This is a genomic window from Stenotrophomonas sp. CS3K5, from assembly GCF_059515225.1.
The window spans coordinates 97,405-110,634 of sequence record NZ_JCAKRX010000014.1 but is presented as its reverse complement, the minus strand read 5'-3'; the positions used below and the strand labels follow the sequence as shown (position 1 = coordinate 110,634).

General features: G+C 66.7%; 13 protein-coding genes and 1 tRNA gene. 5 read left to right on the top strand and 9 right to left on the bottom strand.

Annotated features, from left to right (window positions below; genetic code table 11):
* Positions 1–19: 19 nt before the first annotated feature.
* Positions 20–1,528, top strand: a complete 1,509-nt coding sequence (locus AC5YGJ_RS18190) for an alanine/glycine:cation symporter family protein (RefSeq protein WP_496187339.1) — start codon at positions 20–22, stop codon at positions 1,526–1,528.
* Entirely contained in the window at positions 1,529–2,362 is an 834-nt protein-coding gene (locus AC5YGJ_RS18185; protein WP_309334174.1) for a TrmH family RNA methyltransferase, read from the top strand.
* Between the two features lie 79 nt (positions 2,363–2,441).
* Here AC5YGJ_RS18185 and AC5YGJ_RS18180 read toward each other — a convergent pair whose 3' ends face one another.
* The 4 genes from AC5YGJ_RS18180 to AC5YGJ_RS18165 form a co-directional block, all read right to left on the bottom strand.
* The gene (locus AC5YGJ_RS18180) at positions 2,442–3,863 is read right to left on the bottom strand and encodes a M28 family peptidase (protein WP_249843020.1); all 1,422 of its coding nucleotides are present in this window, start codon (positions 3,861–3,863) and stop codon (positions 2,442–2,444) included.
* A 222-nt stretch (positions 3,864–4,085) separates the two neighbouring features.
* Positions 4,086–4,490 (bottom strand): large-conductance mechanosensitive channel protein MscL, encoded by a 405-nt coding sequence (gene mscL, locus AC5YGJ_RS18175; protein WP_249843021.1) that lies wholly within the window; start codon positions 4,488–4,490, stop codon positions 4,086–4,088.
* A 56-nt stretch (positions 4,491–4,546) separates the two neighbouring features.
* Positions 4,547–5,263 (bottom strand): fumarylacetoacetate hydrolase family protein, encoded by a 717-nt coding sequence (locus tag AC5YGJ_RS18170; RefSeq protein WP_249843022.1) that lies wholly within the window; start codon positions 5,261–5,263, stop codon positions 4,547–4,549.
* A gap of 75 nt (positions 5,264–5,338) precedes the next feature.
* Positions 5,339–5,620: a hypothetical protein gene (locus AC5YGJ_RS18165; protein WP_249843023.1), complete on the bottom strand. Its 282-nt coding sequence runs from the start codon at positions 5,618–5,620 to the stop codon at positions 5,339–5,341.
* A gap of 178 nt (positions 5,621–5,798) precedes the next feature.
* On the opposite strand from AC5YGJ_RS18165, the gene AC5YGJ_RS18160 reads away from it, so the two are divergent.
* A complete protein-coding gene (locus AC5YGJ_RS18160; RefSeq protein ID WP_409460410.1) occupies positions 5,799–6,134 on the top strand; it encodes a Rieske (2Fe-2S) protein in 336 nt (111 codons plus the stop codon).
* Positions 6,135–6,442: 308 nt separating this feature from the next.
* Here AC5YGJ_RS18160 and AC5YGJ_RS18155 read toward each other — a convergent pair whose 3' ends face one another.
* The 4 genes from AC5YGJ_RS18155 to thiS form a co-directional block, all read right to left on the bottom strand.
* Positions 6,443–8,290 carry an SLC13 family permease gene (locus tag AC5YGJ_RS18155; RefSeq protein ID WP_107231713.1) on the bottom strand — a complete coding sequence of 616 codons (1,848 nt, stop codon included), beginning with the start codon at positions 8,288–8,290 and terminating at the stop codon, positions 6,443–6,445.
* 27 nt (positions 8,291–8,317) lie between these two features.
* Positions 8,318–9,052, bottom strand: coding sequence for a tRNA (guanosine(46)-N7)-methyltransferase TrmB (gene trmB / locus AC5YGJ_RS18150; protein WP_496187338.1), 735 nt, complete (start codon positions 9,050–9,052; stop codon positions 8,318–8,320).
* Positions 9,052–9,846, bottom strand: a complete 795-nt coding sequence (locus AC5YGJ_RS18145) for a thiazole synthase (RefSeq protein WP_005410813.1) — start codon at positions 9,844–9,846, stop codon at positions 9,052–9,054. The genes trmB and AC5YGJ_RS18145 overlap by 1 nt, the downstream gene beginning before the upstream one ends.
* 106 nt (positions 9,847–9,952) lie before the next feature.
* On the bottom strand, positions 9,953–10,153 hold the full coding sequence (gene thiS, locus AC5YGJ_RS18140) for a sulfur carrier protein ThiS (RefSeq protein ID WP_057498832.1): 201 nt from the start codon (positions 10,151–10,153) through the stop codon (positions 9,953–9,955).
* Positions 10,154–10,360: 207 nt separating this feature from the next.
* On the opposite strand from thiS, the gene AC5YGJ_RS18135 reads away from it, so the two are divergent.
* Both AC5YGJ_RS18135 and AC5YGJ_RS18130 read left to right on the top strand, forming a co-directional pair.
* The gene (locus tag AC5YGJ_RS18135) at positions 10,361–12,196 is read left to right on the top strand and encodes an autotransporter outer membrane beta-barrel domain-containing protein (RefSeq protein WP_107231716.1); all 1,836 of its coding nucleotides are present in this window, start codon (positions 10,361–10,363) and stop codon (positions 12,194–12,196) included.
* 116 nt (positions 12,197–12,312) lie between these two features.
* Positions 12,313–12,386 (top strand) — tRNA-Gly (locus tag AC5YGJ_RS18130).
* An 80-nt stretch (positions 12,387–12,466) separates the two neighbouring features.
* Here AC5YGJ_RS18130 and AC5YGJ_RS18125 read toward each other — a convergent pair.
* Complete coding sequence (locus AC5YGJ_RS18125) at positions 12,467–12,958, bottom strand: hypothetical protein (RefSeq protein WP_496187337.1); 492 nt, start codon at positions 12,956–12,958, stop codon at positions 12,467–12,469.
* Positions 12,959–13,230: the final 272 nt, after the last annotated feature.

Below are 13,230 nucleotides of genomic sequence, written 5' to 3'. Positions count from 1 at the left end.
CCGACTGGAGAGAGCGCGCGTGGAAGCTACCGTACATTTCATCAACAGCATCATCTGGAGCAAGGCACTGATCTTCGTGTGCCTGGGCGCCGGCCTGTTCTTCAGCCTGCGCACGCGCTTCATGCAGATCCGCGGCTTCCTCGAGATGTGCCGCCTGACCGTCAAGGGCGAGAAATCCGATGCCGGCGTGTCCTCGTTCCAGGCCCTGGCCATGTCGATGGCCGGTCGCATGGGCATCGGCAACATCGCCGGCGTGGCCACCGCCATCGCCTTCGGCGGCCCCGGCGCGATCTTCTGGATGTGGGTGATGGGTTTCCTCGGCGCGTCCACCTCGTACGTGGAATGCACCCTGGCGCAGATCTACAAGACCAAGGACGCCGAAGGCCGCTACCGCGGTGGCCCGGCGTACTACATCGAAAAAGCGATGGGCCTGAAGTGGTACGCGCTGGCCTTCGCCGTCGCCACGATCATTGCTGCCGGCTTCCTGATGCCGGGCGTGCAGGCCAATGCCATCGCCGACAGCATCATCAATGCCTGCCGTGGTACCGCGCTGTGCGGCCCGCTCGATGGCCAGGCCTTCGGCATGGAATCGGTGCAGGCGCTGAAGCTGGGCATCGGCATCGTGGTAGCCCTGCTGCTGGGCGTGGTGATCTTCGGTGGCGTCAAGCGCATCGCCAACTTCGCTGAAGTGGTGGTGCCGTTCATGGCCGCCGGCTTCATCCTGATGGCCATCATCATCATGATCATCAACTACGACCGCGTGCCGGAGATGTTCAACATCATCTTCAGCAGTGCCTTCGGCACCCACGCTGCGTTCGGAGCGATGATGGGCCTGGCGGTGGAGTGGGGCATCAAGCGCGGCATCTATGCCAACGAGGCCGGCCAGGGCTCGGGCCCGCATGCGGCCGCCGCCTCGGAAGTCTCGCACCCGGCCAAGCAGGGATACGTGCAGGCCTTCGCCATCTACTTCGACACCATGATGGTGTGCACCGCCACCGCGTTCCTGATCCTGGCCAGCGGCACCTACAACGTGTACTCGCCGGTGGCCGGCGGCGCACCGATCTTCCAGGGCCTGGCCGGCATTCCCGAAGGCGCCGGCTATGCGCAGGCGGGCGTGGAAGCAGTGCTGCCGGGCTGGGGTTCGGCGTTCGTATCGGTGGCCATCTTCTTCTTCGCCTTCACCACCATCATGGCGTACTACTACATGGCCGAGACCAACCTCAGCTATGTGAACCACAACAGGAAGCGTCCGCTGACCGTGCTGCTGCTGCGCCTGGGCATCATCGGCATGGTGGTGTTCGGCGCGTTCCACAATGCAACCCTGGCCTGGGCGCTGGGTGACATCGGCGTAGGCCTGATGGCCTGGCTGAACATCATCGCCATCCTCATCATCCAGAAGCCGGCGATGCTGGCCCTGCGTGACTACGAACGACAGAAGAAGCTGGGCCTGGATCCGGTGTTCGACCCTGATGCTCTTGGCATCAAGAACGCCGATTTCTGGCGCCAGCGCAAGCAGGAGAGTGTGTAAGTGAACAACCCTTGGAACAACCGCCGCCCGTCCGCCCGTCCGCCGCGTGCAACCCCGTTGCCGCGCCCGGAGGTGCCGGCCACGGGCGGTGGCGGGCGTGGCGGCAGCGATGAGCTGCGCCTGTACGGCCTCAATGCCGTGCTGGCCGCGTTCGAAGCGCGGCCGCAGGCGCTGCGCAAGCTGTACCTGCTGGAGGCACGTATTCCGCGCCTGCAGCCGCTGTTGAAGTGGTGCGTGGCCAACCGCGTGGGCTACCGCGTGGTCGAGGATGGCGATCTGAACAAGCTCGCCGGCACCACCCATCACGAAGGCGTGGTGGCCGACGTGCTGCGCGCACCGGCACTGCCGCTGGCGCAGTGGCTGCAGCAGGTGGGTGATGGCCCTGCGCTGGCGCTGTGGTTGGACGGTGTGGGCAATCCGCACAACCTCGGCGCGATCCTGCGCTCGGCCGCGCACTTCGGCGCCAAGGCGCTGCTGCTGCCGGCCGGCAGCACGCTGGCCCTGTCCGGCGCCGCCGCGCGCGTGGCCGAGGGCGGTGCCGAGGCGGTGCCGCTGGTGCAGCTGCCGGAGACCGCACAGGCGATGGCGCAGCTACGCGCTGCCGGTTTCGGCCTGGCCGCGACCCTGGTTGAAGGTGGTGATGACGTATTCCGGGCGCCGTTGCCGGCACGCTTGGTGTATGTGATGGGCGCCGAAGGTGAAGGCATGGACCGCAGCCTGGCCGCGCAATGCGACCTGCAGGTCTCCATTCCTGGCAGCGGCGCGGTGGAGAGCCTGAACGTGGCCTCGGCCACCGCGGTGCTGCTGGCGCAGTGGGCGAGTCGCCGCGGTTGAGTGACGCCCGGTGGGTGCGAACCTTGGTTCGCACCGCCGCTGCTGCTGCGCTCGCCGGGCATGGCCCGGCGTTACCGCATCATTCGTTCGGCGGCGTGGTCGCCTTCGCCTCACTGCCGAAGTTGCCATCGGCTTCGGCAGCCAGATAGGCAAACACGGTGTACGCGGCCACGTTCTGCGCCAGCGCCTTCGGGTCGATCTTGTCCAGCGTGTCGTCGGCGGTGTGGTGCAGGTGGAAGTAGTCCGATCCATCCTGCGCCAGCCACGCCCATGCGCCACCCTTGGCTGCCAGCGGGCCGACGTCCGGGCCCGGGCCACCCTTGTCGGCCTGGTATTCGATGCCCAGCGGCTTCATTACTTCGGCAATCTGCTTCGTCGCTTCGCGCGAACCTTCCGGATTCGGCGAACCGGTATTGAAGGCATAGATGCGGCCGGCGCCGAAGTCGCTCTCGGCGGCCAGCTGGTGCAGGGCCACGTCCTTGGCATGCGCTTCGGCGTAGGCCTTGCCGCCATACAGGCCCTGTTCTTCGTTGGCGAAGGCAATCACGCGGATGGTGCGCTTCGGTGCCTGCTTGAGCTGGCCGATCAGGTGGCCGGCGGCCATGGTGATGCCCACGCCTGCGCCGTCATCGACGGCACCGGTGCCCAGGTCCCACGAATCCAGGTGGCCACCAATCACCACCACTTCCTTCGGCAGGCTGCGGCCGGTGATCTCGCCGATCACGTTGTACGACGTCGCCGTGCCATCCCAGCCGCAATCCAGCGCCACCTTCACCGTGGTGCTGCCACGGGCCAGCAGGCGCGCCAGCTGGTCGGCATCGGGCACCGACAGCGCGGCCGACGGCACCGGGGTCAGGCCATCATCGAAACGGGTGATGCCGGTGTGCGGCACGCGGTGCGAGTCGGTACCGGCCGAGCGCATCAGGAAGCCGACCGCGCCCTTGCGGATCGCTTCGGAAGGGCCCTTGCTGCGGATCGCGCCGCCCCGGCCGTAGTCGCGGCCATCGCGGAACGGCAGCATCTGGTAATCGACGAAGGCGATCTTGCCCTTCAGTGAACCGGCCGGCGCAGCCTGCAGCGCGGCCAGGTCGGCGAAGCGCACCACCTCCGCTTCCACGGTGCCGCCGGGGCTGCCACCCAGTGCGGTGATCTGCAACGGCTGCGGGTGCTTGCCGGTTACGGCGGCGTGCTCACTGCGGCGTTCCCATTTCGGGAAGGTCACCGGTTCCTTCCACACCTTGTCAAAGCCCAGGGCTTTGAACTTGGCTTCGGCCCAGGCCACGGCGCGAGCGTCGGCTTCGCTGCCGGCGATGCGCGGGCCGATCTCGGTGGTCAGCGATTCGACCACCTTCCAGCCGGTGTCGTCGGCCAGCGCCTGGTCGCGCAGCTGCGCGGCGGTGGCCAGCGAGGCCGGGGGCAGGGTGGTGGTGCGCGGCGCCGCGAAGGCCGGGGCGGCCAGCAGGGCGAGGGAGGATGCGATGGCAAGGACGCGGCGACGCATGGGCAACTCCGGAAGGGACCAAGCCTTGGAGCTTAACAGTCGTTCAGGCCGGCGCATGGGCGGGAGGTCATGGCTGGCGCGAACGCTGTTTTCCGCCACGACCGGCAAAGCGAAAGCCCCGCCGGAGCGGGGCTTTCGCGTGCCTCTGCGTAGCGCCGGGCCATGCCCGGCGAGCGCAGCGGCAAGATGGCGTCCCGCCGGGCATGGCCCGGCGCTACCACCTTATTTCTTCAGGCTGTCGCGGATCTCGCGCAGCAGCACCACTTCCTCGGCCGGTGCGGCCGGGGCGGCTTCCTTCTTGCGCGACAGGCGGTTGATCACCTTGATCACCAGGAAGATGGCAAAGGCCACGATCACGAACTGGATGACGGTGTTGATGAAGTCGCCGTAGCCAACCACCACCGCCGGGATTTCCTTGCCATCCGGGCCAAGCCGGGCCGGCGACAACGTCCAGGCCAGGCTGGAAAAGTCCACGCGGCCGATCAGGTAACCCAGCGGCGGCATGATGATCTTCTCCACCAGCGCGGTGACGATCTTGCCGAAGGCTGCGCCGATCACCACGCCGACGGCGAGGTCGATGACGTTGCCGCGCATCGCGAATTCCTTGAACTCGGTGAGCATTCCCATTGTTGTTTTTCTCCGGTGGGGGGAAGTGGACAGCGCGCAGGGTAGCGCAGGTGATGTCAGCCGGCGATCACGCCGTGGCGCTCGGCCACGTTCTCCAGGCGCGCACTGAAGCGGTCGCCGGGCTTGAGCGCGGCCACGCCAGAGGGAGTGCCCATGAACACCAGGTCGCCGGCACGCAGCTGCCACAGCTTGGACAGCTCGTGCAGGATCTCCGGCACGTTCCAGATCATCTGGTCCAGCAGCGCCTGCTGGCGCACCTCACCGTTGACCTCCAGTGACAGGTTCAACGCGGCCAGATCGCCCACTTCGGCGGCATGCACGATCTCGCTGATCGGCGCGGAGGCATCGAAGCCCTTGGCCGAATCCCACGGGTGGCCCTTTTCCTTGGCGGCGGCCTGCAGGTCGCGGCGGGTGAGGTCCAGGCCCACGGCATAGCCGTAGACCAGCGCATCGGCGTCGGCCACGGCCAGCTCACCGGCCGGTGCGTCACGGCCGATCGCCACCACCAGCTCCACTTCGTGGTGCAGGTTGGTGGTCGCCGGCGGGTAGGGGATGGCATCGTCGTGGCCGACCACGATCGCATCGGCCGGCTTGCAGAAGAACATCGGGCGGCCGCGGTCATCGGCGGCCGGCACTGCGGCGCCCATTTCGCGGGCATGGTCGGCGAAATTGCGGCCGACGCAGTAGACGCGGTGCACGGGGAAACTGCCACCGCCGACCACCGGTACACGGGGCAGGGCTACGGCAGGAATCACATCGGAGACATCGGACATGCGGGCATCCAGGAAGGGCGTGCCTGCAGTCTAGAACGCATGGCGCCCGCCGTCAGCGGGCGCGAAAGGCGCGGCTCAGCGCGAGGCCGGCAGTACCGGCTTGCGCACCACGCGGTACTCGCCCTCGACCACGGTCGGATCGACCGGACGCGCGCTGCCCGGCTTGCGCGAAGCCAGCAGCTTCCACGCCAGACCGACCAGGATCATCGCTGCACCCACGAACACACCGATGAACACCATCGCGGCCAGGATCGCCAGGCCGAGCAGGCCCACGGCAACGCGCACCAGCGGGTGGCGCGGCTTGCGCGGCGCGAACAGGGTGCGGAACTGGGTAAAGGCGGATGCGCGATTGAACATGGCGGCTCGATAGGCTGGGATCAGCGAAACCAGAGTATCGGGAGGTGCCACTGTCATTGAGTGAAAAACTCGTTAAATATAGCCGAGGCTTATTACCAATCAATGACTTGTGTTCATGTCGCAGCCAGTCACCTGAGCAGGCATGCGACAATTCCGCTTTACCGCCCGAGCCTTCGCCATGACTACCGCTGCTGCCCTGATCGCCCTTGAAGCCATTGCCGATGGTGCGTTTGCCGAGGTCGAAGCGGTGGTTGATGGCGATGCCGAATCGCTGCTGCTGTATCGCGACGGCGAGCAGGTGCGCGCCTTCCTGAACATCTGCCCGCATGCCGGCCGCCGCCTGGACTGGGCGCCGGGCCAGTTCCTGAAGAGCCGCGAGGGCCATCTGGTGTGTGCCGCGCACGGTGCCTCGTTCGCGCTCGACAGCGGCGACTGCATTGCCGGCCCCTGCAAGGGCGACCGCCTGCGCGCGGTGCCGGTGGATATCCGCGACGGGCAGGTCTACCTGGCCTGAGGCCAGAAGCAGTCGAGCATGGCTCGACGCTACAAAGTCCGTGTCGACCAAGGTCGACAGCTGCCAGAACGGGATCCGTGCCGACCAACGGTCGGCACCCATCACCAGCCGCGTGAAACTGTCGAAGGCGGGGCACTGTGGGTTTGCGGGGTGTGAGCGGCATGGATGCGGCGACCAAGCCCCCATGGATGGGTTTACGGCGTCCCCGCAAACCCACAGTGCCCGCCATCCCACGGAATGCACGCTGTTGCTGTTGAGGTTACCGGCCAGCGGCCGGGTGCACGGCGCAGCCCTGCCGATCAATCCCCTCAGAACATCAGGTTGATCATCAGCACCACCACCAGCGTGTAGATCAGCGACAGCGGTCCGCCGACCCGCCACATCTCGCGCGGGGTGTAGTTGGCCGGGCCGGTGATCATCGAGATCACCGGGTTGGAGGCCGTCATCAGATTGTTGGACGCCGACAGCGCCACGATCAGCGCGAACGCAGTCGGGTTGCCGCCGGCCGCCAATGCCAGGTTCACCGCAATGGGCACCATCACGATGGTCGCGCCCACGTGGCTGATCACCAGCGAGAACGCGGTGGTCAGCAGCGCCAGCGCCACTTCCAGCACCCACAACGGAATGCCGGTGGGCAGCTTGTCGATGGTGTGCCCGGCCACCCACGCGGCGGCACCACTGGAATCCATCGCCCAGCCGAGCGGGATCAGCCCGGCCATCATGAACACCGTCTTCCAGTTGATCGAGGCATAGGCCTCGTCCATGCGCAGCACGCCGGTCAGCAGCATGCCGGCCACGCCGGTCATCAGGGTCAGCGCCACCGGCAGCTTGCTGGTCAGCGCAATCAGGATGGTCAGCGCGAAGATTGCCATGGCGATCTTGAACTTGTGCGGGCGCTGCTCGCCGGTCGGGTAGTCGGTTACCACCACGAAGTCGCGGCTGCGTGCGGCCTGCGCCAGGTCGGTCCAGATGCTGTGGAAGACCAGCATATCGCCCGCGCGCAGCTGCACGTCGCGCACATCCTCGCGGATCACCTGCTTGTCGCGGTTGATCGCCAGCAGGCTGATGCCACGTTCCTTGCGCAGGCGCAGGTCGGCCGCGCTCTTGCCGATCACGTTCGAGGTGGGCGGCACCACGGCCTCGGAAATGCCGGCGCGGCTGGGGTTGAACAGATCGCCCAGGTGCTTCAGGCGCGAAGACATGCGCAGGAACTGGTTCTGCGCGAAATCGCTGATCTGCTCGCGTGGGCCCATCGCACCGAGCACGCTGCCCACCCAGATGCGCATCTCAGCCGGCGGCGCCAGGCGGGTGTCGTTGCCGGTCTTCAGGGCCAGCAGCAGCGGCGCGTCGTGCAGATTTTCCGCCTCGCCCAGGGTCATGCCCACCAGCGGGCTCTCGGCGGTCACTACCAGTTCGAAGACATCGCCCTCAATGCCGTAGGTCTTGGCGAAGTAGCTTTCGGTGCGCGCCGGGGTCACCCCGTCGTTGACCAGGTTCTCTTCCTCGATCAGCTTGCGGTCGCCGTAGTAGCGGAAGTACAGCAGCGAGGCGACCAGCAGCGCCACGCCGATCGGCAGCGGCGCGAACATGCGCAGCGGCTCGATGGTGGCCAGGCCGGAGGGCAGGTTGTTGTTGGCCGAAGCCAGCAGATCGTTCAGCAGGATCAGCGGCGAATTGCCGACCATGGTCAGCGCACCGCCCATCACGATCGCAGCCGAAATGGGCAGCAGCAGCCGCTGCAGGGTCAGCCCGGTACGCGCGGCCAACCGCGAGGCCACCGGCAGGTACAAAGCCATCACCGAAGGGTTCTGCATGAACGAAGAGTTCAAGCCGGCAATGGCCGTGGTCATCATCAGCAGCCGCTGCTCGACGCCGTGGCCGCGCCGCAGCAGCCACGCGGCCAGCCGGTTCAGGGCGCCGGTGCGGTCCAGGCCTGCGCCGAGGATGGTGGTGGCGATGATGCTCATCACCGCGTTACCGGAGAAACCGCCGAAGATCTCCTCCGGCGCGATCAGGCCGGTGACGCCCAGCACCACCAGCACCACCAGCGCGACCACGTCGGCGCGGATGCGCTCGAACAGGAACATCGCCATCGTGAAGCCGACCAGCCCGAGCACGAGCTTCATGTCGTTGGTCAGCGTCAGCGCGGTATCCATGTGGGGCGCGGCGTCCTCAGGCGTTGATCAGGTGCGGTCGTACAACAGGTCCCAGACGCCGTGGCCGAGCTTCTGGCCGCGGGTCTCGAAGTGGGTCTGCGGGCGCCAGTCCGGGCGCGGCACGCTGCCACGCGGGCCGGCGCGGTTGACCAGCCCGGCGGTGGCGTCGAGCACGTCCCACATCTGCTCGGCGTAGTCTTCCCAGTCGGTGGCACAGTGCAGGCGGCCACCCGGGCGCAGCTTGCGCACCAGCAGGTCGGCGAACGCCGGCTGCAGCAGGCGCCGCTTGTTGTGGCGCTTCTTGTGCCACGGGTCCGGGAAGTAGATGCGCACTTCATCCAGCGCACCATCGGCAATCTCGTTCTGCAGCACTTCCACCGCATCGTGGTGGTAAAGCCGCACGTGGTCGGCGTTGTCCTCGGCCAGTGCGTTCAGCAGCCGGCCCACGCCGGGCGCGTGCACCTCGATGCCGATGTAATCGCGCGACGGGTCGTGCTGTGCGGCAAAGCGCATGGCGGCACCGTTGCCGAAGCCGATTTCCAGCACCTTGTGCGCCGGGCGGCCGAAGGTGGCGTCCAGGTCACGCGGCTGGCCGTTGTAGTCGATGCCGAAGCGCGGCCAGCGTTCGTCGAACGCGCGCTGCTGGGCGGGGGTGAAGCGGCCCTGGCGCAGCACGAAACTGCGCACTTCGCGGCGGCCTTCGCTGACGGTGAAGGGCTTGGGCGGGGTCTTGGAACCGGCGCTGTCGAAAGGATTGGTCATCAGCCGATCAACCCATCCACCGGCGAGGAGGCGCTGGCGTAGCGCTTGCGCGGAATGCGCCCGGCCAGGAAGGCCTCGCGGCCGGCCTCGACCGCTTTGCGCATGGCGCTGGCCATCAGCACTGGATGGCGCGCACCGGCAATGGCGGTGTTCATCAGCACGCCATCGCAGCCCAGCTCCATCGCAATGGCGGCATCGGAGGCGGTGCCGACGCCGGCGTCGACGATGATCGGCACCTTGGCATCTTCGATGATCTGCAACAGGTTGTACTTGTTCTGGATGCCCAGGCCCGAACCGATCGGCGCGGCCAGCGGCATTACCGCAGCGCAGCCGATCTCTTCCAGGCGCTTGGCCAGGATCGGGTCATCGGAGGTGTAGACCATCACCTCGAAACCGTCCTTGACCAGCTGTTCGGCGGCCTTGAGGGTCTGCACCACGTCCGGGTACAGCGACTTCTGGTCGCCCAGCACTTCCAGCTTGGTCAGGTTGTGGCCGTCCAGCAGCTCACGGGCCAGGCGGCAGGTACGCACGGCGTCCTCGGCGGTATAGCAGCCGGCGGTGTTGGGCAGGATGGTGTAGCGCTCCGGCGGCAGCACGTCGAGCAGGTTCGGCTCGCCCGGGTTCTGCCCGATGTTCGTGCGGCGGATGGCCACGGTGACGATCTGGGCGCCTGCGGCCTCGGTGGCCAGGCGGGTTTCTTCCAGATCCTTGAACTTGCCGGTGCCGGTCAGCAGCCGCGAGCCATAGGTCTTGCCGGCGATCACCAGCGAATCGGGGGAGACATGAACGTTCATGACGCGATTATCGCTTATCCGCCTGAAGATGGGGTCACGCAATGGCATGCCGGCCGTGGATCGGCATGGGTAGTGCCGGCCGCTGGCCGGCAAACCCGGGCAGGTCTCAACCGCCGCCCAGCGCGTGCACGATCTCCACCACGTCGCCTTCGGCCAGCACGTGCTCGCCGTGGCGGCTGCGGCTGACGATCTCGCCGTTGACCTCCACCGCCACCCGGCGCTGCAGCAGCTGCTCGGCCTGCAGCAGGTCGTGGAGGGTCGCCGAAGCGGGCAGGGTGCGGGGTTCGCCGTTGAGCTGGATGTCCATCCGCGCATTGTCGCTGATGGCCTGCTCGGTTCGGAACCCTTGCAAATTGCCGGTTCCGCCACCTGCCGCACACCCGGGCGTGGTCAAGGGCGGCGACAATCCATGCGGCGGCGCAGCGTGAGCAAACGACGGTCCGGTGAAACCATTCACCGTGCGCCGGCGTACGTGCGCCGGGTCCTCAACGATATCCCCACAGGAGTTTCTTACATGCAGCTCAGCAAACGCCCGATCCGCTCCCTGATGGCGGCCGCGATCGCGCTGGCCGCGCTTCCGGCCATGGCAGGCGAATCCCCGTTCTCGCGCACCGTGTTCCTCGGTGACAGCCTGACCGACAGCGGCTACTACCGCCCGCTCATCCAGCCGGCCGACGCGCGTCCGGTCACCGGCCAGTTCACCACCAACCCGGGCCTGGTCTGGGCGCAGGTGGTGGCCGGCTACTACGGCACCGACGCCAACCCGAACGGCAACGGCCAGGTCGGCGACAATTACGCCGTTGGCGGCGCGCGGGTCGGCGTGGACCTGACCCAGCCGGCGTTCGGCAACGTGCCGGTGCCGTCGCTGAAGACGCAGACCGCCCGCTACCTGGCCGCCAATGGCGGCAAGGCCGACGCCAATGCCCTGTACACCGTGTGGGGCGGCGCCAACGATCTGTTCTCCATCACCGCACCGGCGCAGGCCCCGGCGGTCATCGGCGCCGCCGTCACCGACCAGATCGGCATCGTCGCCAGCCTCAAGCAGGCCGGCGCGCAGTACGTGATGGTGCCGAACCTGCCGGACATCGGCAGCAGCCCGGGCTTCATCGACCGCGGCGCGGCCGGTCGCGCGCAGGGCACCGCCCTGGCCACCGCGTACAACAACGCCCTGTACGGCGGCCTGAAGCAGGCAGGCATCGAGTTCATTCCGCTCGATACCTACACCCTGCTGCATGAAATCATCGCCAACCCGGGCATGTACGGCTTCAGCAACGTTACCGGCCGCGCCTGCCTGGTGGCCTCGTCGCTGAGCTGCAGCCCGCTGGCCTACGTGCGTCCCGATGCGGCCAGCACCTATCTGTTCGCTGACGACGTGCACCCGACCTCGGCCGCGCACCAGATGCTGGGCCAGTACGCGATCTCGATCCTGGAAGGCCCGCGCCTGCAGCAGGTGCTGAGCCATTCGGCGCAGACCATCGGCCGTTCGCGTGCCGACCAGGTCAGCCTGCACCGCAGCGGCCGACCGGCTGATGGCCTGTCCTGGTGGGGTGGCCTGCGCGGTGACATGCAGCGCTACGACCACGCCGACCTGTACGACGGCATGGCCCCGGCCGGCCTGTTCGGTGTCGACTGGGCCCGCAACGGCATGGTGTTCGGCGGCTTCGCCGGCTTCGGCCGCATGGATGCCGACTTCGGCAACAGCCGTGGCGACTTCACCCAGAAGGACACCACCGCCGGTCTGTTCGCCGGCTGGTACGGCGACCGCATCTGGGTCAACGGCCAGGTCAGCTACAGCTGGCTGTCCTATGACGTGAACCGCAAGGTGCAGCTCGGCCCGGCCACCCGTGAGCATGGTGGTTCGCCGGACGGCAGCAACCTGACCGCCGCGCTGAACGCTGGTTACGAGTTCGGCACCGAAGGTGGCTTCCGCCACGGCCCGATCGCCTCGGTGATCTGGCAGAAGGTGAAGATCGACGGCTACACCGAAAGCGCCGACGCCGGCACGATGGCCACCGCGCTGGGTTACGGCAAGCAGGACGTCGATTCCACCGTCGGCCGCATCGGCTGGCAGGCCCGCTTCGACGGCGGCAGCGTCAAGCCGTACGTGCAGGTGACCTACGACCACGAGTTCGAGGACACCAAGCAGGCCAGCGCGTGGGTGCAGAGCCTGCCGGGCGTGGGCATGTACCGCGTGCCGGGCATGGAGTTCGACAAGAACTATGCGACCGCCATCCTCGGTGCCCGCATGGACCTGTTCGGCCTGCAGAGCAATATCGGCCTGAGCACCACCACGCTGCAGAAGCGTGCGATGGATACCTCGATCTTCGCCAGCTTCAGCGGCAGCTTCTGATGCAGAACGGGGTCAGATCCGTTTCCGCCCGGAAACGGCTCTGACCCCATTGCCGGCGGATGTGGCGGCCACCATTGCGCAACACCGGCCGCTGCGCATAGACTTTCACCCGCAATGCGGGCGTAGCTCAATGGTAGAGCTGTAGCTTCCCAAGCTACTGACGTGGGTTCGATTCCCATCGCCCGCTCCATCCTGCCTCTCACTCCTGATCGAACAGGCCGCCCAGCCGATTCCCTTGCAGAACTGGCTTCGTGCGAGGTGCTGGCGCGGCTAATCGGCTGAAAGCGCTTTGATCCCGGCAAGAAGTTCCTTGAGGCGCTCGTGCCGGGAAGTGTCCGCTGGCATTTTCGTCAGCCTTTCAACGTCACTGAGCACCTGCGAGGAGAACGTGTTCTCCTGCGTTGCTGCGGGCAGCACCACAGTGACATGAAGAACCCCGCTCAGCATCATGCCAACGTCGTAAGGGTCGAAGTCAGATTCGCCCTCGAACTCGAACAGGGAAAGCCTGGCGTAGAAGTCGACTTCGTCCACTTCAATGCCGACGCAGCCGCGACCCGCCCGGTCAACGTTGAATCCTACGTCGAGGTGGTGATCCAGCATGTCCTTGTCGCGGTAGAACAGGAAACCCAGGCCGTTCCCGAGGCGGTCCACCTCCATCTGATAGCCAAACGTATCCCGGAAACAGGCTATGAGGTCCTTTGCCAGTTCAAGGAGAGGACGGTTGGTATAGATGATCGTGGGATAACCAGTCCATTCCGCCATCGTGTCCGTCCGCCGTCAAGTGATCGAAGGTGTCAAAGCACAACGTATACAACGCTGAATATCGCGCTTGGCTACTCTTGGCCTGTGAACGCACATTCTGGGGGTCGACGTGATGGATCACAACGAACAATCAAAGCGGGAGGCCGCAACCCGTGTTGAATCTGCTGCGCCGGTGCGGCCTATTGGCCTGATAGTGGCGGCAACGCTGACGGCCCTCACCACGCTGCTGGCAGGCGTGAACAGGCTTTTGGCCCCCGTTCGCGCCTCCCCAT